This is a genomic window from Flavobacterium sp. (assembly GCF_039916025.1).
In the GTDB taxonomy this organism is placed as follows: Bacteria; Bacteroidota; Bacteroidia; order Flavobacteriales; family Flavobacteriaceae; genus Flavobacterium.
In genome coordinates, this window is record NZ_JBDSMB010000084.1 from 24,538 (window position 1) to 44,196 (window position 19,659).

Genomic DNA, 19,659 nt, shown 5'->3' on the forward strand with positions numbered 1-19,659 from the left:
CATGGCTTTAGATAAAAACGACATCGCAAAACGAATAGCCAAAGAAGTCAAAGACCGCTATTATGTAAACTTAGGAATTGGGATTCCAACCTTGGTGGCAAACTATGTCCGCAATGATATTTCTGTTGAATTTCAAAGTGAAAACGGCGTTCTCGGAATGGGACCATTCCCGTTTGAAGGCGAAGAAGATGCTGATATAATCAATGCCGGAAAACAAACCATCACAACGTTACCAGGAGCAAGTTTCTTCGATTCTGCATTTAGCTTCGGAATGATTCGCAGCCAAAAAGTAGATTTAACGATTCTTGGCGCTATGGAAGTTTCCGAAAACGGTGATATTGCCAATTGGAAAATTCCTGGAAAAATGGTCAAAGGAATGGGTGGCGCTATGGATTTGGTGGCTTCTGCAGAAAATATAATCGTGGCAATGATGCACGTCAATAAAGCTGGAGAAAGCAAAATCCTGAAAAAATGTTCATTACCATTAACTGGTGTTGGCTGCGTCAAAAAAGTTGTTACCGAATTAGCTGTTTTAGAAATCACCCCAAAAGGTTTCAAACTTTTGGAACGTGCGCCAGGTGTTTCTGTAGAACACATCATAGCTTCCACTGAAGCCAATTTAATTATTGAGGGAGAAATTCCGGAAATGGTTATTGATTAAGATACTCCAATAAAACTTCTGAAGCGTTACCAAAAGTATTCCCTTTTTCAGTGATACTGACTGCTCTTTTTTTATTCAGTTTATAAGTCAAATCAAATTCTGTAGTGAACAATATCGCCGACATAAACGGATTGTTGATATACGTAACCAATTTATCCCGAGCAGCATCAATCGTATGAATTTCTATTTGTTCTTCCTGCTGGAATTTGTATTTAAGTTCCATTTTCAAAACACCATCTTCTACAATCGGGCGAACATAAATATTCATCAAATCGGTATTTCCAATAGTTTTTGCCATAGTTAATTTGGCAAACGTTCCATCAGCTAAACTCGCTTTAACTTTGTTGTAGAAATCGGAAAAGGTTTCGGTAAATGACATTGTTTATTTTAAAAAATTTATAATTATAAGAGTGACAAGGATTAGTATTCCCAATGAAACATAGCCTATGCTCGTGTTCCCTTTCTGCTCCAAAACTTCTGAAAAAGAAACTTTGAATTTTAAGTAAATCCATTTTAAAAAGGCTCCAACATATCTTGGGATAAATTCGAAAGCAATTTCTATAATTTCTCCGAAGACTTCATTTGCCATAATTTAATTCTTTAAAAAAACCAGCTCGCCACAAAAATAGCGGTAATCACACAAACCAAATCTACCAAAAGCATCGTGCCAAGCGTATACCTTGTGTTTTTAACATTGATGCTTCCAAAATAAACCGCAATCACATAAAACGTAGTTTCGGCACTGCACTGGAAAATACAGCTCAATCTTCCGGTAAAGGAATCCGGGCCAAAGGTTCGCATCGAATCAATCATAAATCCTCTTGAACCACCAGAACTAAACGGTCGCAACATCGCAACAGGCAACGAATCCGTAATTTGTTTGCTAACACCGATATTCGAAAATACAATTGAAATTCCGTCACTGATAATCTCAAACAAACCACTATTCCTAAAAAACGAAATCGCAACCAACATTCCCATTACATATGGGAAAATTTTAACTCCGGTTTGTAATCCATTGTTAGCTCCTGTCACAAAAGAGTCAAAAATGGTCGTGTCTTTTTCAACAAATTTTTTCTCATGTATAAAAGAAAATATCAAGGTAAAACCAATTATCGCGACAAGCATTAAACCAGATAGATTAGAAGTAAACTCATTTTTACCTATCAAATCCAAAGTGTTAATGTAGAACAACAATCCAACAATAGCAGCAATTATTGTCATTAATGCAACCACAAGAGAAGCGCTTTTAAAATTTATTTTTTGTCGGATTCCAACAATTAAAAACGCTGCAATGGTTCCAATAAATGAAGTAATAATACAAGGCAGCATTACATCGGCAGGATTGCTTGCATTTTCTGCAGCACGATAACCGATTATAGAAGTCGGAATCAGTGTTAAGCCGGCGGCATGCAAACACATAAACATGATTTGGGCATCGCTGGCTTTGTCCTTTTCGGGATTGAGTTCCTGCAAACTCTGCATGGCTTTTAATCCAAAAGGTGTTGCTGCAGAATCTAATCCAAGAAAGTTTGCGGCAAAATTTAAAGTCATGTATGAAATCGATTCGTGGTTTTTTGGCACTGTTGGAAAGACTTTTACAAAAACCGGACTTAGTTTTTTGGCTAGTTTTTCAGAAGCACCCGAGTCTATTAATAACTGCATCAGTCCACAGAAAAATGCTAAATAAGCAATCAAAGGAAGAATTAAATCGAGTAAGCTGTTTTTGCATGTTGGCAACAGTCCATCCGATTTTTGAACACCCGAATATATTTTAACAGTCTTAGCTTTATAAACATACGTGGTATCGGCATTAAGCGTATCTCTGTTAATAATCATGGTTTGCTCTGGTGCTTTTTTGATGCTATCCATGATAAATTTTGGCACTTGCTCCAAATATTTTTCAGAAATTAAAATTGGATCATCTTTTTTTCCATTCAAAACATTATCAATTGTGTAGCTACTTCCAACGCACAGACTAAATATTACAAAAGTTATGGAGGAAACAAAAATAGCCAGCCAGAATCTACTTAAAACCATAAATTGTTTTTTTGTAAATATAACATTTATCGATTTCGAATAAAACAATTGAACTCGATTTTTATAAATACCTATTATTAAGTCTTAAGTAATGCTTAATTTTTTATGAATAATTGATAATAAAATGCGGATATTAACCTAGGGTTTATATATTTGCTAACTTTTATTAACACACAACACCCATTTCAATAAATTATGAAAAAGAGTTACTTCTTATTGTTAGGAATTATACTTGTTTCGTGCAGCGTTTTCGCTCAAACACAAGCAGATATAAAAAAAATCACTGCCAACTACGATATGGCAAAACTTAAAAAAACTGAAGAGTTTTACAGAAAAAAACAAGCCGCGGAAAAACAAAAAGCAATTGCTGTTGCTTTAACCAAAAACTGGCCACTTATTATCAAAAATAATGATGGGAATTTTTCTGAATTAATGAGACTTACTCCAGAAGGATTACCAATTTATTATTCAACACAAAATGTAAATGCCGCAAAATCAACCAGAGCAAATCACTTGAATACTGGTGGCTCTCTTGGTTTGAACTTAAATGGCCAGGCAATGGTTGTTAGAGAATGGGATGGCGGGAATGTTAGAGCGAGTCATAATGCTTTTGGCGGAAGAGTTACTGTAGTAGACGATCCCACAGGTACAACGTACGCAGCACATTCAACACACGTTTGCGGAACTATGATTGCCGCTGCCAGTCCAGCTACTGTAAAAGGTATGGCATGGCAGGCTAATGCAAGAACATTCGACTGGGATTTAGACGATTCTGAGGCTATTTCTGAAGTACAACTTGGAATGCTTATTTCAAACCATTCTTATGGTGTTCCAATAACTACTAGTGGAACAACATTGCCTTCATGGTTTATAGGTTCTTATTCATCAGATGCTTATATCTGGGATGAACTTGTTTACAATGCTCCTTATTATCTGCCTGTAATGTCGGCAGGAAATGATGGAGATAATGAAAATAATCCAGATCCTCTTTCATCTGGATTTGACAAACTGGTTGGTAATAAAACCGCTAAAAACAATTTAGTTGTTGCGAGTTGTGCAGATGTAGCAGCATTAAGTGATGGATCTGTGATTCTTGCAAACATAAACATCAGTTCGTTCAGTAGTCAAGGTCCAACAGATGATTTAAGGGTAAAACCGGATATTACAGGAAACGGAGAAAATTTAACTTCAACTTCAAATACAAGTAATACTGCTACGACAGTTATGTCGGGTACATCAATGGCTTCGCCAAATGTTGCAGGAACTTTAGTTTTAATACAACAACATTATAAAAATTTCACCAATAGCTTTATGCGTGCTGCTACTCTGAAAGGTTTAGCTTGCCACACTGCGGATGATGCCGGAGAAATTGGTCCTGATCCACATTTTGGTTGGGGTTTGTTAAATGCAAAAAAAGCGGTAGAAACAATTAGTGGCAATGGATTGACTTCATGGATTTCGGAAGAAAATTTAAACACAGGACAAGTTTTCACAATGACTGTGAATTCAAATGGAACAACTCCTTTAGTTGCTTCAATTAGCTGGACAGACCTTCCTGGTACAGTAAATTCTGGACAGACCGGTCCAAATGATCCAACTCCAGCTTTAGTAAATGATTTAGATATCAGAATTACAAAAAACACTACTACTTTTTTACCTTGGAAATTGACTGGTGACCCAAGTTCACCTGCTGTTAGAGGAGACAATGATGTAGATAATGTTGAGCAGGTAAAAATCGACGCGCCAACTGCCGGACAATACACTGTTACTGTTACTTCAAAAGGAACTTTAGTAACAGGAAGACAAAAATATTCTCTTGTAATCACAGGGATAAATTCAGCCTTCGCTATTAATTCAACTTCAGATGATTTAACCGTTTGTGCTAATCAAAATGCGGTTTATACTTTTAATTATACTCAAACTGGATCGGGAACAACTACATTCTCTGCAGTTGATTTACCAGTTGGAGCAACAGCTACATTTTCACCTACATCATTAAGTGCGAATGGAGTAGTTACTATGACAATCTCTGGCTTAACAAATATTACACCTAATGAATATATTGTTGGAATTAGAGGAACAAGTGCTACTGATACCGAAACGAGATACAAATCGTTACGCGTTTTCAATGGAACTTTCCAACCAATTGCTTTACAAAGCCCAACAAATGGACAAACTGGATTATCTACTACGGTTGATTTAACATGGGCTATTGAACCAAATGCTTTAAGTTATACAATTCAGGTTTCGTTAACTCCAGCTTTTACAAGTTTTGTAGTAAATGAATCTGTAACGACTAACACTTATAATGTTTTAAACCTGAATGAGGTAGCAAGATATTATTGGAGAGTTATTCCAGCAAATGACTGTGGTACTGCTGTTGATTCTAATGCGCCTGTTTTTTCATTTGTAACTGGAAATCTGACTTGTGACCTGACTTTTACTGCAACTGATTATTCAAATAATGTTATTGCTGAAGTTCCAAACTCAGAAGCTACTGTGCCTTTAACAATCACTGGTGGATATACTATTGGAGATATTAATGTAGAAATGGATATTACTCATACCTGGATTGGAGATATAACCATAACACTTGAAGGTCCGGCTGCTATCGGAAGTCCAATTATTACCTTATTGGATTTGCCTTGTGGAGATAATAAAGACATCAACTGTATTATGGATGATAATGGCGGAGATCCTGCTTGTAGCGGAATTCCAGCTGTAACCGGAAGCATTGCTCCAGTTGATCCTTTAAGTTCTTTAAATACCTTACCTGCAGATGGAGAATGGATTTTAAGAGTTTTTGACCATAATAACGAAGATGGAGGAACAATCAATAACTTTAGCATTAACTTATGTAGAGTGGAAAATGTATTAGGTGTAGTAACTAACCCTGTTTTAAACAGCAGCGTTTATCCTAATCCAACAAAAGGCATTGTAAATGTGTCGATTCCTGCTTTAACAGATAAAGCTGTTATAAATCTATACGATATCCAAGGAAGACAAATTCTTTCGAAAGAAACGAATCAGGTATACACTTCATTCGGAATTGAAAATCTTCAGGACGGAATCTATCTAGTGAATATCGAAACTGATTTAGGATCGGTAACAAAAAAGATAATTTTAAGAAGAAACTAAAACTCATAAAAAAGCCTCGAAATTCGAGGCTTTTTTTATACATGAATAATTTCATCATCTATCAATAAATCTTCTCTTCGCATTCGGAGAAAGATTTGTGCCACTGCAATGACATCTTTTTCGCAGTAGATAACAATTCTGTCAATATCTTTTTCGATATAAAAAACATGCGCTACCTGACTTCCGTCGATGTCGCCTTTTGGAGATGGAACTCCCAGAATCTTGGTTAATAATTTTAAAGATGTAAAGTGTTTGTAGTCGCCAAATTTCCATAATTCCAAAGTGTCCAAATGTGGAATTTCCCATGGTTTTTTACCAAATAGATTGAGTTTGTTTGGAATGGCGATTTGATTGATTATCATTCTTCGGGCAATAAACGGAATGTCAAATTCTTTGGCATTGTGTCCGCATAAAACATGTTGCGCCTGATTAAAATGTGTATCCAATAGATTAGAAAAGTCTTTTAAAATTTTCTTCTCTTCTCCAAAAAAAGAGGTGACTCTAAAATTTCGAATGTCACTTTTATTGACAAAATATCCAACTGAAATACAGATTATTTTTCCAAACTCTGCCCAAATTCCGGCACGGTCATAAAAATCTTCAGGAGTAAATTCGTCGCGTCTTTGGTACTGCGTTTTTTGCTCCCAAAGTTGTTTCATGTCATCATCCAAAGAGAGAAAATTTTCTTCTTCGGGAACCGTTTCTATATCAAGAAACAATATGTTATTGAGATTTATCTTTTCTATCATCTTAAAAAATTTAGGAATTTACCGACTTAAAATTAAGCAATGTAATTCATATATGAAAGAAAATTATTAAAAAAGTGATTGTTGCTGTGACGGACTTTCATGTTCCAATAACCATTTTTTGCGCCACAAACCACCGGCATAGCCAGTTAATGAACCATCGGTTCCAATAACGCGGTGACACGGAACCACAATCCAAAGTGGATTTCTTCCATTAGCGGAAGCCACAGCACGAATGGCTTTTACATCACCTAGCTTTTTGGACAAATCTAGATAAGACATGGTTTTTCCATAAGGAATATTCAATAATTCCTGCCAAACTCTTTGTTGGAAATCGGTTCCCTGCGGATTCATTTTAAAATCGAAATCGTTTCGCTGACCGTTAAAATATTCCCGAAGCTGGGAAACGCATTCTTTAAGATTTTGTGGAATTTCAGCCGTAGTTTCGCCTTCGCTTAGAACAGAAATCACAGCAATACCGTTTTCATCTCCAACAATTTTGGTGATTCCAAGCGGCGATTCTATAAAGGCAGTTTCCATTTGATAAAGTTATCAAATATTATTTTGAAAAGCTATAAATATAATCTTCCAAAGCTTTCAATTCTTCATCGCTCATACTTTTGGTGATGGCGAAATTGGTCTTCATAATGTCGTATTGGCTTGGGTCGACGATTGGTTCACTTTGTTCCTGTAGGAACGAAACAATATTTCCTTTTTTGGTTTTGTAGATTTTGGAAATTTCCTCTAAGCTTGGTCCAATGATTTTTTGGTCGGGTTTATGACAGGCAATGCAGTTTCCTTCGCCTTCAAAAAGCACCTGACCGGAAATTTTAGTTGCTGTTTCGTCTATGGAAGTTTCTGTTTTTTCTTCTTTGTTCTGACATCCAATTAAAGAAAAGAATGATAGTAGTAGTAATATGTTTTTCATGGATAACAAAAATTCAATACATTTTTTCAATTAGCCCCGATTGCAGTGGAAATCCTCGAAGAGATTGCAACGGAAAGCGGGAACATGGTTTGTCTAAAACTCCCGAGCCTTTCGCTCCTATTTATTCAATAAAATCGCAGCTTCTTTAGCAAAATAAGTCGAAATCAAACTGGCTCCGGCGCGTTTGATGCACATCAGTTGCTCCATCATGATTTTGTCATGATCAAGCCAACCTCTTTCTGAAGCGGCTTTAATCATAGCATATTCGCCCGAAACGTGGAAAACTGTAACTGGAACATTGACTGCATTTTTGACTTCGCGGACGATATCCAGATAAGCAATTCCTGGTTTTACCATAACCATATCGGCTCCTTCTTCAACATCCATTAGCGCTTCTCTGATGGCTTCGATGCGATTGGCGTAATCCATTTGATATGTTTTTTTGTCTTTCGGAACTTCCACATCCGCTTCTCTCGGAGCACTGTCCAAAGCATCTCTAAACGGACCATAAAATGCAGACGCATATTTAGCTGAATAACTCATGATTCCAACATTTGAAAATCCTGCAGCGTCTAAACCCTGACGTAAACGCAAAACCCTTCCGTCCATCATATCGCTTGGTGCAACAAAATCGGCTCCAGCCTGAGCATGTGAAACCGCCATTTTTACTAATGCTTCGTTCGTTGCATCGTTGGCAATATCTCCGTTTTCGATGATTCCGTCGTGACCATAAATTGAATACGGATCTAAAGCTACATCAGGCATTACAATCATTTCAGGACAAGCTGCTTTGATAGCTTTTATGGCTTGCTGCATTAATCCATTTGGATTCCAGGCTTCTTTTCCAGTGTTGTCTTTTAGGCTTTCGTCAACTTTTACATAGATGTTTACAGCACGGATTCCGAGAGCAAAAATCTCTTTTACTTCTTCCACCGTCAAATCAATCGAACGACGGAAAATTCCCGGCATCGATGAAATCTCCGACTGATAGTTTTCGCCTTCTGTTATGAACATCGGGAACATAAAATCGGCCGGACTTAAGCTTGTCTCACGTACCAGCGAACGAATGCTTTCGTTAACGCGTAATCTTCTGCCTCTTTGTAATGGGAACATATATTTAGCTTTTAGCTTTCAGCAATTAGCCGTTAGCGTTGTTTAATTTTGTTATTAATCCATTTAGCATTTTTTTAATTTCTTCGATTTGAATCAAAAATTTTTGTCCTTTTTCTAAATCGATAAAATTTAAATCTATGCTTAATAATATTTGATATTCTAATTCGTTGGCCGAACCAAAAGCAATATATAGAAATCTGCAAAAATCTTTTTCTGAATTTCTGCCACAACCTTCAGCTATATTTGTTGGAATAGAGCTTGAAGACCTTTTCATTTGACTTATTAATCCAAATAATTCTTCTTTAGGAAATGATGACATGCATTTATAAACATCAAGGGTTAGTTGATGTGATTTTTCCCAAACTAAGAATTTTTTATAATCTCTCATCTTTATTTTTTCTGAAAGCTAATTGCTAAAAGCTGACAGCTAAACTATCCAATCGACTGGATTTTCTAATACTTTAATTAATTTTTCTTCTGCGCTTCCAACTTCAGGATGATGGTCATAAACCCACTGCACATGCGGTGGCAAACTCATCAAAATACTTTCAATTCTTCCGTTGGTTTTTAAGCCAAATAAAGTTCCTTTATCGTGAACCAAATTGAACTCAACATAACGACCACGACGGATTTCCTGCCAGGTTTTTTGTGCGGAAGTATATTCTAAATCTTTTCTTTTTTGAACAATCGGAACATAAGCTTCAAGGAAACTATTGCCAACTTCTGTGACAAAATTAAACCAATTTTCCATTGACATTTGTTCAGTTTCTTTACAATAATCGAAAAATAAGCCGCCGATTCCACGGGCTTCATTTCGGTGTGCATTCCAAAAATAAGCATCGCATTGTGTTTTGAATTTTGGATAAAACCCCGGATTGTGTTTGTCGCAAGAGTTTTTACAGACTTGATGAAAGTGTTTCGCATCTTCTTCAAACAGATAATATGGTGTCAAATCCTGACCGCCGCCAAACCACGAGTTGATTACTTTTCCGTTATCATCATACATTTCGAAGTAACGCCAATTAGCATGAACTGTTGGCACCATTGGACTTTTGGGATGGATAACCAAACTCAGTCCACAGGCAAAAAAATCAGCTTCACCAACATTGAACATTTTCTGCATCGCTTCGGGCAATTTGCCGTGAACAGCTGAAATGTTTACTCCGCCTTTTTCAATTACGTTTCCGTTTTCTATAACACGCGTTCTTCCGCCGCCGCCTTCGGGTCGTTCCCAAATATCTTCACGGAATTTGGCTAAACCATCAACCGCTTCCAATCCGGAAGTGATTTGGTTTTGGAGTTGTAATATGTATTGATAAAATTTATTTTTCATAATCTGATTTCAATAATCCAAAATACACGACATCTTCTAAATTTCCTTCGTTGTTTTTGAATTCTTCACGCAAAATCCCTTCTTGCTGAAAGCCATGTTTTAAAGCAATCTGCTGGCTGGCTTTGTTAATTTTAGACGTACAAATAAATACTTTATTCATTTTCAATTCACCAAAACAGCGGGAAATTGTTTGCGAAACTACTTTCGAAATAATGCCCTGTCCTTCAAAATCCTTATCGATGAAATAGGCAAATTCACATTTCATAATATCTCTTTTGACATTTTTAATGCAAACGTAACCTATGAGTTTGTTGGTTTCTAAATTCCGAATGTAGAAATAGTAGCCTTCTTTATTTTTTCCTTTTTCAATGTTTTCTGCAATGAAATTTGATGCCTTTTCTAAATTTAAACAATTGGCAACAGTAGCCGGAAAAGTACTATGAATATGGATTTTGTTTTTCTGAATCAATTCAAAAAACTCTTCAGCACGAATGTTTTCAATAGTTTCTGTTTTCCAGTTTTCAAATTTCATGATGCTCCGGGGGTTCGAATCCCTCTTTCTCCGCTATTGTTTATACTCTTTCACTGCTTCAATAAAAGCTTTGGCGTGATCAACTGGAATATTTGGTAAAATTCCGTGGCCAAGGTTTACGATATAATTATCTTTCCCGAATTCGTCTATCATTTCATGAACCATTTTTTTGATGGTTGGAATTGGCGAAAGCAAACGGCTTGGGTCAAAATTTCCCTGTAAAGTAATTTTTCCGCCTGAAAGATAACGGGCATTTCTTGCCGAACATGTCCAGTCAACACCAAGAGCTGATGCTTTTGATTTTGCCATATCGTTCAGTGCAAACCAACAACCTTTTCCGAAAACAATAACCTTTGTGTCTTCTGCTAATGCTTCAACGATTTGGTTTATATATTTCCATGAGAATTCCTGATAATCAACTGGCGATAACATTCCGCCCCAGGAATCAAAAATCTGAACTGCATTACAGCCAGCTTTTACTTTTTCTTTTAAATATAGAATTGTTGTATCGGTGATTTTTTGCAATAAAGTGTGTGCTGCAACCGGATTTGAAAAACAAAATCCTTTAGCAGTATCAAAACTTTTTGAACCTTTGCCTTCAACAGCATAACAGAAAATTGTCCATGGCGAACCCGCAAAACCAATCAATGGAACTTCATCGTTCAGCATTTCTTTGGTCAATTTGATTGCGTCAAAAACATAACCTAATGTTTCATGAACATCAGGAACAAATGTTCTGTTCACATCTTCCATTGAACGGATTGGATTTGGAATTATTGGTCCCAAATTGTCTTTTAATTCCACGTGAATTCCCATTGCGCGTGGCACAACTAAAATATCCGAAAACAAAATCGCAGCATCTGGTTTTACAATTCTGATTGGTTGCACTGTAATTTCAGCTGCTAATTCTGGAGTTTCACAACGTGTGAAGAAATCATATTTATCGCGTAAAGCTCTGAATTCCGGTAAATATCTTCCTGCCTGACGCATCATCCAAACTGGCGGACGTTCAACGGTTTCATTATTTAAAGCTCTTAAAAAAAGGTCGTTTTTAATCATTTTGTTGTCTATAATATTCTATACATTTCATTATCGTGCTTTCAACCGTTGGCTGATTGGCAATGATTCTGTTTGGTGTTACATATTTTAATGCTTCGGCAGTAGTATTGCCAATGCAGAAGCAGTTTTCATTTACAATTTTATTTTCCTGCAGATAACTTTTAACTCCGGATGGACTAAAAAAGAAAATTCCGTTTGGGATGAAATCAATTTTATGTGGTGTCAAAATCGTTTCATATACTTCAACTTCATCTAACTCAATTTCCACCAATCGCAGCGCAGCGGGTAAAAAATCTCTTCGCATATTTCCACAAAAAAAGGTGAAACTATTTTTGGAATATTGGTTACAAATCATCGAGGCTAATTCGGCAGCATACTCCGAAAATTCTATAACTTCAAATCCATTTTCTTCTAACAATGCCTTGGTTTTTTCACCAACACAAAAGCACTTTTTTATTTTAATGTCTGATCCGTTTCTATTTTTAAGAACGCTTTCTACTGCATTTTGACTCGTAAAAATCAAATAGTCATTCGTTTTATCAATGTCAAAATTTCTGTTTTGAATAGTGATAAAATCGGCTTCAAAAACTGAAAAATCCACAGTCAACAACGTTTGCTTTTGTTTTTTAGAAAGCTTTTTGGTTGATACTATGCGAATTTTATTTTGCATCATTTCTTTAATTCACTTTTGATTTTTGTCATCAATTCAGCGCCGCCATTATCTAAAATTTGCTGAGCCGAATTGAACCCCAATTTCTTCCATTCTGAAATGTCGACAGCTTTGTCAATTTCAAGTTTTTGTTTTCCGTCTATTGATAACAAAACTCCTTTGAAATCTATTGTATCGTCATGTTCATTATATTTTGCCAAAGCGCCAATTGGTGCTGTACATCCGCCTTCGAGAGTTTTTAAAAACTGACGCTCGATATAGGTGCAAATTTCTGTTTCAATATCATTGAGCTGTGAAACTGCATCGATTGTAAATGCATCATTTTCCATTGCAACAATAACCATTGCGCCTTGCGCCGGTGCTGGAATCATCCAATCTAAATTGATAAAACTATCCGGTTTTAGATTAATTCGTTCCAAACCTGCAGCGGCAAAAACGGCTCCGTTCCAATCGTTATCTTTCAGTTTTTGCATTCTGGTATTCACGTTTCCACGTAAATCTACAACCTTGTGATTTGGGTATTTATTCCACCATTGCGCCTGACGACGCAGACTCCCGGTGGCAATTGTTCCTTCTTTCTCAAGAAAATCAAGATTTCCTTTGTGAACCAAAATATCCAATACATTCGCACGCTCTAAAACTGCTGCCTGTACGATTCCTTTTGGCAAAGCCGTTGGGACATCTTTCATCGAATGCACCGCAATATCGACTTGCCCATTTATCATGGCAATGTCTAAAGTTTTGGTGAAAATTCCGGTAATTCCGAGTTCGTAAAGTGGTTTGTCCAGCATAATATCGCCATCCGATTTGACAGCAATAATTTCTGTTTTATATCCTAAATCCTGGAGTTGTTTTTGGACTGTGTGTGCTTGCCAAAGTGCTAATTGGCTGTCACGGGTTCCTATACGAATGGTTTTTTTGGTCACTTTGTTTTGGTTTTTCCTATAAAAAGCAACTTTTTAAAAGAATGATCTCTCCTGTTCTAATTGAAATACTTTTTCAATCCATTCAATTCCTTCATCCATTGAATCGCCATCTTTTAGATGATTTACAAAATGATTCGTGATTTTCTGGATGATTTGGTTGCTGATAAATTCCGCTTGTTCTTCGTCAAATTTGACATTTTTTTTGCGTTGTTTATTCAGCTCGCCATCTTTAATAGAATTTAATTTCTCTTTTAGCGCCTGAATGGTTGGTGCAAACTTTCTGTTTTTGGTCCAGGCTGTAAACTCTTCTTTGATTTCCTCAATAATAGCTTCAGCATGTGGAATATGAAGTTTACGGTTTTCTAAAGTTTCATCCGTAATTTGAGAAAGATGATCAAGGTGAATTAAAGTTACACCTTCTACTTCCTGAACATTTTCGTTTACGTTTTTCGGAATCGATAAATCTAAAATCAACAATGGTTTTTTCAGATTCAATATGGCTTTGTCAACAGTTGGATTTTGTGCGCCAGTTGCCACAACAACAACATCTGCTTTTTGCAGTTCTAATTGCAAATCGGCATAATCTTTTACAACTACATCTAGTTTTTGAGCTAATTTCTCAGCTTTATCTTTTGTTCTGTTGATTAAAGTTATATGATCGTGCTTCGTGTGTTTTACCAGATTTTCGCAAGTATTTCTTCCAATTTTTCCAGTTCCGAAAAGCAGAATGTTTTTATTGGCGATGTCTTCTACGTTTCTAATTATGTATTGAACAGAGGCAAAAGAAACCGAAGTAGCTCCAGAAGAAATCTCAGTATCCGTTTTGATTTTTTTACTGGCCTGTATAACGGAATTTACTAATCTTTCCATGAAGGAATTAGCTAATCCGTTTGATTTGCTTTGGGTAAATGCAATTTTTAATTGACTGATAATCTCGAAATCTCCAAGAATTTGACTGTCTAAACCAGTACCAACACGAAACATATGACTAACAGCATCTTGATTTTTGTAAATATATGCGACTTCCTGAAATTCTTCAACTGTTCCCTGACTGTTCTCGCAAAGCAATTTGATTAACTCATACGGATGATTGGCAAAACCGTAGATTTCGGTTCTGTTACAGGTTGAAGTAACGATTAACGATTCAATTCCTTCGGCTTCGGCCTGCATCAACAAAGTCGATTTAGCATTGGTATCCAAACTAAATTTACCTCTTACCTCAGCATCTGCTTTCTTATAACTCAATCCAATGGCGTAAAAAGAAGTATGTTTCGTCATATTAAAATTTTCCATATTATACTTTCCTTAAAAAGTTCAACAAAATTATTATTAACTAATTTATAAAAGTAACGCTGTAGGGACTTTTTGTATCGCTGTGAGATATTTTAATCCAAAATGATATAAACAACGTAAATTCTATTAAATTTGTACTGAAATCAAGTGCTCCGAAATAGCTTATGTAGATTAATTCTAAATAAGAATTCTTGTTGATTTCAAAAACATGTACGAAAAAATATCGCTATGGGTTCTCAGGAAGTAATAACAATTGAAAATGATTTTACCCTCATTCGGTTTCAGAATGACGGTAGCGAAATTTTTCAGATAAAAAGACCTATAAATCAAGGGCTTATTCAGTTTCATTTTGGCATAAAGGGGAAAGCGAAATTTGTCTTTAATGAAGGAACTTATGCTTTAGAATTGAAAGATGAGAAGTCACTTTTGTTTTATAATCCACAAAAAGAACTGCCACTGAATTTAGAATTAGCACCAAATTCCTGGGTGATTTCGGTTATAATTTCAATTCAAAAGTTTCACGGTTTGTTTTCAGATGATGCTAATCACATTCCTTTTTTGAGCGATGAAAATAAAGACAGGAAATATTATAAAGAGAACGACATAAGTCCGTCGATGGCAATTGTTTTGAGCCAACTTTTTCATTATAACCTAAATCCGTCGATAAAGAATCTGTATTACAAAGGTAAAGGTTATGAATTGTTGAGTTTGTATTTCAATCGTTCCGAAGATCCAAATGCAGAACAATGCCCATTCCTGATTGATGAAGAAAACGTTTTGAAAATCAGGAAAGCCAAAGAAATAATTATTGCTAATATGGCTGAGCCACCAGGTTTAGAAGAGTTGTCAGAGAAAGTAGGTTTAAGTCTGAAAAAACTAAAAATGGGTTTCAAGCAAATTTATGGCGACACAGTTTATGGTTATTTATTTGATCACAAAATGGATTACGCCAGACAATTATTAGACAGCGGCTCGTATAACGTAAACGAAGTTGGTCTCAAAATTGGCTACAGCACCGGAAGTCATTTTATTGCGGCTTTCAAAAAGAAATTTGCCACGACACCAAAGAAATATTTGATGTCATTGAATCAAAACGCGTAAAAAAATTATTATTTTATAAAATTGCCAAATGAAAGGAGTATTATTAGTCAATCTGGGTTCGCCCGAGAGTCCAACTGCAAAAGATGTAAAGCCATATTTAGATGAGTTTTTAATGGATAAATACGTCATTGATGTGCCGTTTTTATTGCGTGCATTATTGGTTCGAGGAATCATCCTGAGAAAAAGACCTGAGAAATCTGCAGCGGCTTATGCCAAAATCTGGACAGAAGATGGTTCTCCGCTGATTGTGTTTTCTAAAAAAATGCATCAGAAAGTTCAAAATCAAGTTGACATTCCGGTGGCTTTGTCGATGCGTTACGGAACAATGACCATTCAAAAAGGATTGCAGGAACTTAAAGATAAAGGCGTTACTGAAGTGATGCTTTTTCCTTTGTATCCGCAGCATGCTATGGCTTCAACGGTTACCATTCTGGAATTGGCTGAAGAATTGAGAAAAAAACATTTTCCGGAAATGAAATTTACAATCGTTCCTGCTTTTTATAACAAACCGGATTATATAAAATCGTTGGCGAATTCGATGAAAAAATATCTGGACACTTTTGAATACGACCATTTATTGTTTTCGTATCACGGAATTCCCGAACGTCATATCCGCAAAACAGACATCACTAAATCCCATTGTAAAATTGATGGTTCGTGCTGCAACACACCTTCGCCTGCGCATGAATTCTGCTATCGTCATCAATGTTATGAAACTACGAAACAAGTTGTAGAGTTACTTAATATTCCAAAAGATAAATACAGCCAGACTTTTCAATCGAGATTAGCTGGCGACAAATGGCTAGAGCCTTACACAGATGTCGAAGTCAACAAAATGCCCGAAAAAGGAATTAAGAAATTAGCGGTTGTAACACCTGCTTTCGTTTCGGATTGTTTGGAAACTCTGGAAGAAATCGCAATGGAAGCCAATCATCAGTTTAAGGAACACGGCGGCGAAGAATTTTTGGCAATTCCGTGTATGAATGATGGTGATGAATGGTGCGAAACTGTTGCAAAATGGATAAAAGATTGGTCAAAATAACATTTAAAAATGGAACTTTACAACTACATTAAATCGTTACACCTCATCTTTGTCATAACCTGGTTCGCTGGTTTGTTTTATATCGTGCGTTTGTTTGTTTATCAAATTGAAGCCAACGACAAACCTTCGCCTGAGAAGGAAATTCTGCAAAAGCAATACAAAATAATGACCTATCGTTTGTGGTATATTATCACATGGCCAAGCGCAGTTTTGGCTGTAATTTTTGCGATTTGGTTGCTGATTTTAATGCCTGTTTGGCTTCAAATGCCATGGATGCATGTCAAATTGGGATTCGTAGTTTTACTGATTGCATACCAGATAAAATGTCATTTGATTTTTAAGGAATTACAAAATGATGTTGTCAAATATTCTTCCAACTTCATGCGATTATGGAATGAAGGCGCAACGATTATTCTGTTTGCCGTTGTTTTTTTAGTAATTTTAAAAAATGCTTTAAACTGGATTTATGGCGTCATCGGAATTGTTTTGTTTTCGGTTTTGATAATGCTTGGATTCAAATTTTACAAACGAATAAGAGAGAAAAAGTAATTAGTGATTAGTAAATAGTGAATAGCATTTACAATTTATTACAAACGAAAACTAATTACTAATAACTATTTACTAATTACTCAATAATGCTCAACGGTTTCAAAATGTCAATGCTTTCACTTCGAATTAGGATTTTCCTATCGATGATTATATTGATATTAATTGCTTCCATTTTGATGGCTTCCATTTCGATTATTCAGTTTAAGAATGAAGCCAAAGATTACCATCAAAAACGGTTAGACCAAAAGGAATTTGCGATAAAAGAACATATCAATTATGTGCTTGCCAATACAACTTATCCGCTTACAGAGAAAAATCTACCGCTGATTTTTAAGGATAAAATCCACGAACTGGCAGACATTCACAACCTCGAAATCAATATCTACGGCTTGAACGGAAAATTGCTGAAATCTTCCAAAGCTTCATTTTCTGTTGATAAAGTCGCCCCGCCAATTCCGAATTATGTGCTCAAACTAGTTCAGTCTTCCGTCGAAAAAAGATATGTGGATATCAAAAGCGTCAATGGTGTAAAAAACCGTTCGTCTTATAGCCAAATTAAGGATGATAAATTCAAACCTCTTGGGATTTTGAATATTCCCTATGTTGAAGATGATGGTTTCTATGAAACAGAATTACATCAATTTTTGCTGCGTTTGAGCCAGGTATATTCATTTATGCTGATTATAGCATTTGCTTTGGCGTATTTCCTTGCGAGTTATATTACCAAATCACTGAAAACCATTTCGGATAAAATCTATGAAACAAGTTTGAATCAAAAAAACGAGAAAATCGTTATTGAAGCCAACAGTCGTGAAATCAATTCATTGATAAACGCCTATAACCAAATGGTGGATAAACTGGAAGAAAGTGCAACGATGCTTGCGCAAAGCGAGCGTGAACAGGCTTGGCGCGAAATGGCAAAACAAGTGGCGCACGAAATCAAAAATCCATTGACACCAATGCGATTAACTGTCCAAAGTTTCCAGCGGAAATTTGATGCCAATGATCCGGAATTAAAACAAAAGCTTAACGATTATTCCAAAACCTTAATCCAGCAAATTGATACGATGAGCGCGGTGGCTTCGGCTTTTTCAAACTTTGCTTCGATGCCGGCACAACAAAACGAAACACTTAATGTGGTTCAGGTTGTCGAGTTAGCTTTGGATATTTTTAATGAAGATTTTATTGTTTTTGAAAGCAACAAAGAATATGTAATTTCCAAGATAGACAGAACACAATTGATTCGGATTATTACCAATTTGGTTAAAAATGCCATTCAGTCTATTCCGGATGAGCAGGAAGAAAAGCAAATTTCAGTTTCGGTAAACGAAGCAGAAGATAATGTTATCATTTCTGTAAAAGACAATGGCGTTGGAATAGAACTTGAAAATATTGAACACGTTTTTGAACCAAAATTTACCACCAAAACAAGTGGAATGGGTTTAGGTTTAGGAATTATAAAAAATATTATAGAAAATTACAAAGGAACTATTACATTTGAAACAGAACTCGGAAAAGGATCAACATTTATTGTTTCGCTTCCCATTGTTAAATAAAACTTCTAGTTATGAATTTTGAAAACATACTCGTTTCTGTGGAAAACGGCATTGGACAAATCACTATCAATCGTCCATCAAAATTAAACGCGCTCAATGTGGCGACAATTCAGGAATTGCACAATGCTCTTGAAAGTCTGGAGAATAATACAGATGTCAGAGTTATTATCATTACAGGCGAAGGCGAAAAAGCTTTTGTTGCTGGTGCTGATATTTCAGAATTTGCTAATTTTTCTATTGAAGAAGGTGCACAATTGGCTGCTCAGGGACAAGAATTACTTTTTGATTTTGTCGAAAATTTAAAAAAACCAACCATTGCTGCTATCAACGGTTTTGCACTTGGTGGCGGATTAGAATTAGCGATGGCGTGTCACTTCAGGATTGCATCAGACAATGCCAAAATGGGTTTGCCTGAAGTTTCTCTTGGCGTAATTCCCGGTTATGGAGGAACGCAACGCTTGCCACAATTAATTGGAAAAGGCCGCGCAATGGAAATGATAATGACTGCCGGAATGGTTTCTGCAGAAGATGCTTTTCGTGTTGGTTTAGTCAATCATGTTGTGCCACAATCAGAGCTTTTAGATTTCACAAAAGGCATCGCACTCCGAATCACGAGAAATTCTCCTTTTGCCATAGGCAGAGCTATAAAATCTGTCAATGCAAACTACAAAGATGGCGTAAATGGTTATGAAACTGAAATCAGGAACTTTGGAAAGTGCTTTGGCACCGAGGATTTTAAAGAAGGAACTACTGCTTTTTTAGAAAAAAGAAAAGCGGAGTTTTCCAGAAAATAAAAATCAAGTCTCGCTTATATAGCGGGATTTTTTCTATATATTCGGCGCAACAATAAAAACCACCTAAACCAATGAAAAAAATTATTATTTGCTTAGCATTTTTAATGCTAACCTGGCATTCTTTTGCGCAGGAAATTCCGGTAAAAATTACCAAAAGTGAACTTTTTAAAGACGAATA

21 protein-coding genes are annotated in these 19,659 nt (G+C 36.0%); 7 read left to right on the top strand and 14 right to left on the bottom strand.

From position 1 onward, the window contains the following. The first annotated feature begins 1 nt into the window (after nucleotide 1). The gene (locus tag ABIQ27_RS05540; RefSeq protein ID WP_348032787.1) at nucleotides 2-661 is read left to right on the top strand and encodes a CoA transferase subunit B; all 660 of its coding nucleotides are present in this window, start codon (nucleotides 2-4) and stop codon (nucleotides 659-661) included. On the opposite strand, the gene ABIQ27_RS05545 is transcribed toward ABIQ27_RS05540, so the two are convergent. The 3 genes from ABIQ27_RS05545 to ABIQ27_RS05555 are packed head-to-tail and all read right to left on the bottom strand — an operon-like array spanning nucleotide 651 to nucleotide 2,701. Further along, entirely contained in the window at nucleotides 651-1,040 is a 390-nt protein-coding gene (locus ABIQ27_RS05545; RefSeq protein WP_348032788.1) for a hypothetical protein, read from the bottom strand. The genes ABIQ27_RS05540 and ABIQ27_RS05545 overlap by 11 nt on opposite strands. 3 nt (nucleotides 1,041-1,043) lie before the next feature. Then, nucleotides 1,044-1,250: a hypothetical protein gene (locus ABIQ27_RS05550; protein ID WP_348032789.1), complete on the bottom strand. Its 207-nt coding sequence runs from the start codon at nucleotides 1,248-1,250 to the stop codon at nucleotides 1,044-1,046. Nucleotides 1,251-1,261: 11 nt separating this feature from the next. After that, nucleotides 1,262-2,701, bottom strand: a complete 1,440-nt coding sequence (locus ABIQ27_RS05555) for a nucleoside recognition domain-containing protein (RefSeq protein ID WP_348032790.1) — start codon at nucleotides 2,699-2,701, stop codon at nucleotides 1,262-1,264. Nucleotides 2,702-2,896: 195 nt separating this feature from the next. Between ABIQ27_RS05555 and ABIQ27_RS05560 the strand changes: the two genes are divergently transcribed. Next, on the top strand, nucleotides 2,897-5,839 hold the full coding sequence (locus ABIQ27_RS05560) for a S8 family serine peptidase (RefSeq protein ID WP_348032791.1): 2,943 nt from the start codon (nucleotides 2,897-2,899) through the stop codon (nucleotides 5,837-5,839). A 35-nt stretch (nucleotides 5,840-5,874) separates the two neighbouring features. On the opposite strand, the gene ABIQ27_RS05565 is transcribed toward ABIQ27_RS05560, so the two are convergent. The 11 genes from ABIQ27_RS05565 to hemA all read right to left on the bottom strand — a co-directional run bounded on the left by ABIQ27_RS05565 (nucleotide 5,875) and on the right by hemA (nucleotide 14,439). Continuing rightward, on the bottom strand, nucleotides 5,875-6,588 hold the full coding sequence (locus tag ABIQ27_RS05565; RefSeq protein WP_348032792.1) for a 3'-5' exonuclease: 714 nt from the start codon (nucleotides 6,586-6,588) through the stop codon (nucleotides 5,875-5,877). 66 nt (nucleotides 6,589-6,654) lie between these two features. Beyond that, nucleotides 6,655-7,125, bottom strand: a complete 471-nt coding sequence (locus ABIQ27_RS05570; RefSeq protein WP_348032793.1) for a methylated-DNA--[protein]-cysteine S-methyltransferase — start codon at nucleotides 7,123-7,125, stop codon at nucleotides 6,655-6,657. A 19-nt stretch (nucleotides 7,126-7,144) separates the two neighbouring features. Beyond that, nucleotides 7,145-7,513, bottom strand: coding sequence for a c-type cytochrome (locus ABIQ27_RS05575; protein ID WP_348032794.1), 369 nt, complete (start codon nucleotides 7,511-7,513; stop codon nucleotides 7,145-7,147). A 117-nt stretch (nucleotides 7,514-7,630) separates the two neighbouring features. Then, nucleotides 7,631-8,626 carry a porphobilinogen synthase gene (gene hemB / locus ABIQ27_RS05580; RefSeq protein ID WP_348032795.1) on the bottom strand — a complete coding sequence of 332 codons (996 nt, stop codon included), beginning with the start codon at nucleotides 8,624-8,626 and terminating at the stop codon, nucleotides 7,631-7,633. A 25-nt stretch (nucleotides 8,627-8,651) separates the two neighbouring features. Next, on the bottom strand, nucleotides 8,652-9,014 hold the full coding sequence (locus ABIQ27_RS05585) for a four helix bundle protein (RefSeq protein ID WP_348032796.1): 363 nt from the start codon (nucleotides 9,012-9,014) through the stop codon (nucleotides 8,652-8,654). A 39-nt stretch (nucleotides 9,015-9,053) separates the two neighbouring features. Further along, a complete protein-coding gene (gene hemF / locus ABIQ27_RS05590; protein ID WP_348032797.1) occupies nucleotides 9,054-9,959 on the bottom strand; it encodes an oxygen-dependent coproporphyrinogen oxidase in 906 nt (301 codons plus the stop codon). Next, nucleotides 9,949-10,491: a GNAT family protein gene (locus tag ABIQ27_RS05595; protein ID WP_348032798.1), complete on the bottom strand. Its 543-nt coding sequence runs from the start codon at nucleotides 10,489-10,491 to the stop codon at nucleotides 9,949-9,951. The genes hemF and ABIQ27_RS05595 overlap by 11 nt, the downstream gene beginning before the upstream one ends. 33 nt (nucleotides 10,492-10,524) lie before the next feature. Further along, a complete protein-coding gene (gene hemE / locus ABIQ27_RS05600) occupies nucleotides 10,525-11,550 on the bottom strand; it encodes a uroporphyrinogen decarboxylase (protein ID WP_348032799.1) in 1,026 nt (341 codons plus the stop codon). Continuing rightward, nucleotides 11,543-12,223, bottom strand: a complete 681-nt coding sequence (locus tag ABIQ27_RS05605; RefSeq protein ID WP_348032800.1) for a uroporphyrinogen-III synthase — start codon at nucleotides 12,221-12,223, stop codon at nucleotides 11,543-11,545. Before ABIQ27_RS05605 ends, hemE begins: the two co-directional genes overlap by 8 nt. Further along, a complete protein-coding gene (gene hemC, locus ABIQ27_RS05610; protein WP_348032801.1) occupies nucleotides 12,220-13,146 on the bottom strand; it encodes a hydroxymethylbilane synthase in 927 nt (308 codons plus the stop codon). The genes ABIQ27_RS05605 and hemC overlap by 4 nt, the downstream gene beginning before the upstream one ends. A gap of 33 nt (nucleotides 13,147-13,179) precedes the next feature. Beyond that, entirely contained in the window at nucleotides 13,180-14,439 is a 1,260-nt protein-coding gene (gene hemA, locus ABIQ27_RS05615; RefSeq protein ID WP_348032802.1) for a glutamyl-tRNA reductase, read from the bottom strand. A 228-nt stretch (nucleotides 14,440-14,667) separates the two neighbouring features. On the opposite strand from hemA, the gene ABIQ27_RS05620 reads away from it, so the two are divergent. The 5 genes from ABIQ27_RS05620 to ABIQ27_RS05640 all read left to right on the top strand — a co-directional run bounded on the left by ABIQ27_RS05620 (nucleotide 14,668) and on the right by ABIQ27_RS05640 (nucleotide 19,481). Beyond that, the gene (locus ABIQ27_RS05620) at nucleotides 14,668-15,540 is read left to right on the top strand and encodes an AraC family transcriptional regulator (protein WP_348032803.1); all 873 of its coding nucleotides are present in this window, start codon (nucleotides 14,668-14,670) and stop codon (nucleotides 15,538-15,540) included. 28 nt (nucleotides 15,541-15,568) lie between these two features. Further along, nucleotides 15,569-16,582, top strand: coding sequence for a ferrochelatase (gene hemH / locus ABIQ27_RS05625; protein ID WP_348032804.1), 1,014 nt, complete (start codon nucleotides 15,569-15,571; stop codon nucleotides 16,580-16,582). Between the two features lie 9 nt (nucleotides 16,583-16,591). Further along, nucleotides 16,592-17,131, top strand: coding sequence for a CopD family protein (locus ABIQ27_RS05630; protein ID WP_348032805.1), 540 nt, complete (start codon nucleotides 16,592-16,594; stop codon nucleotides 17,129-17,131). Nucleotides 17,132-17,217: 86 nt separating this feature from the next. Beyond that, complete coding sequence (locus tag ABIQ27_RS05635; RefSeq protein WP_348032806.1) at nucleotides 17,218-18,687, top strand: ATP-binding protein; 1,470 nt, start codon at nucleotides 17,218-17,220, stop codon at nucleotides 18,685-18,687. A gap of 11 nt (nucleotides 18,688-18,698) precedes the next feature. After that, the gene (locus ABIQ27_RS05640) at nucleotides 18,699-19,481 is read left to right on the top strand and encodes an enoyl-CoA hydratase-related protein (protein ID WP_348032807.1); all 783 of its coding nucleotides are present in this window, start codon (nucleotides 18,699-18,701) and stop codon (nucleotides 19,479-19,481) included. Nucleotides 19,482-19,659: the final 178 nt, after the last annotated feature.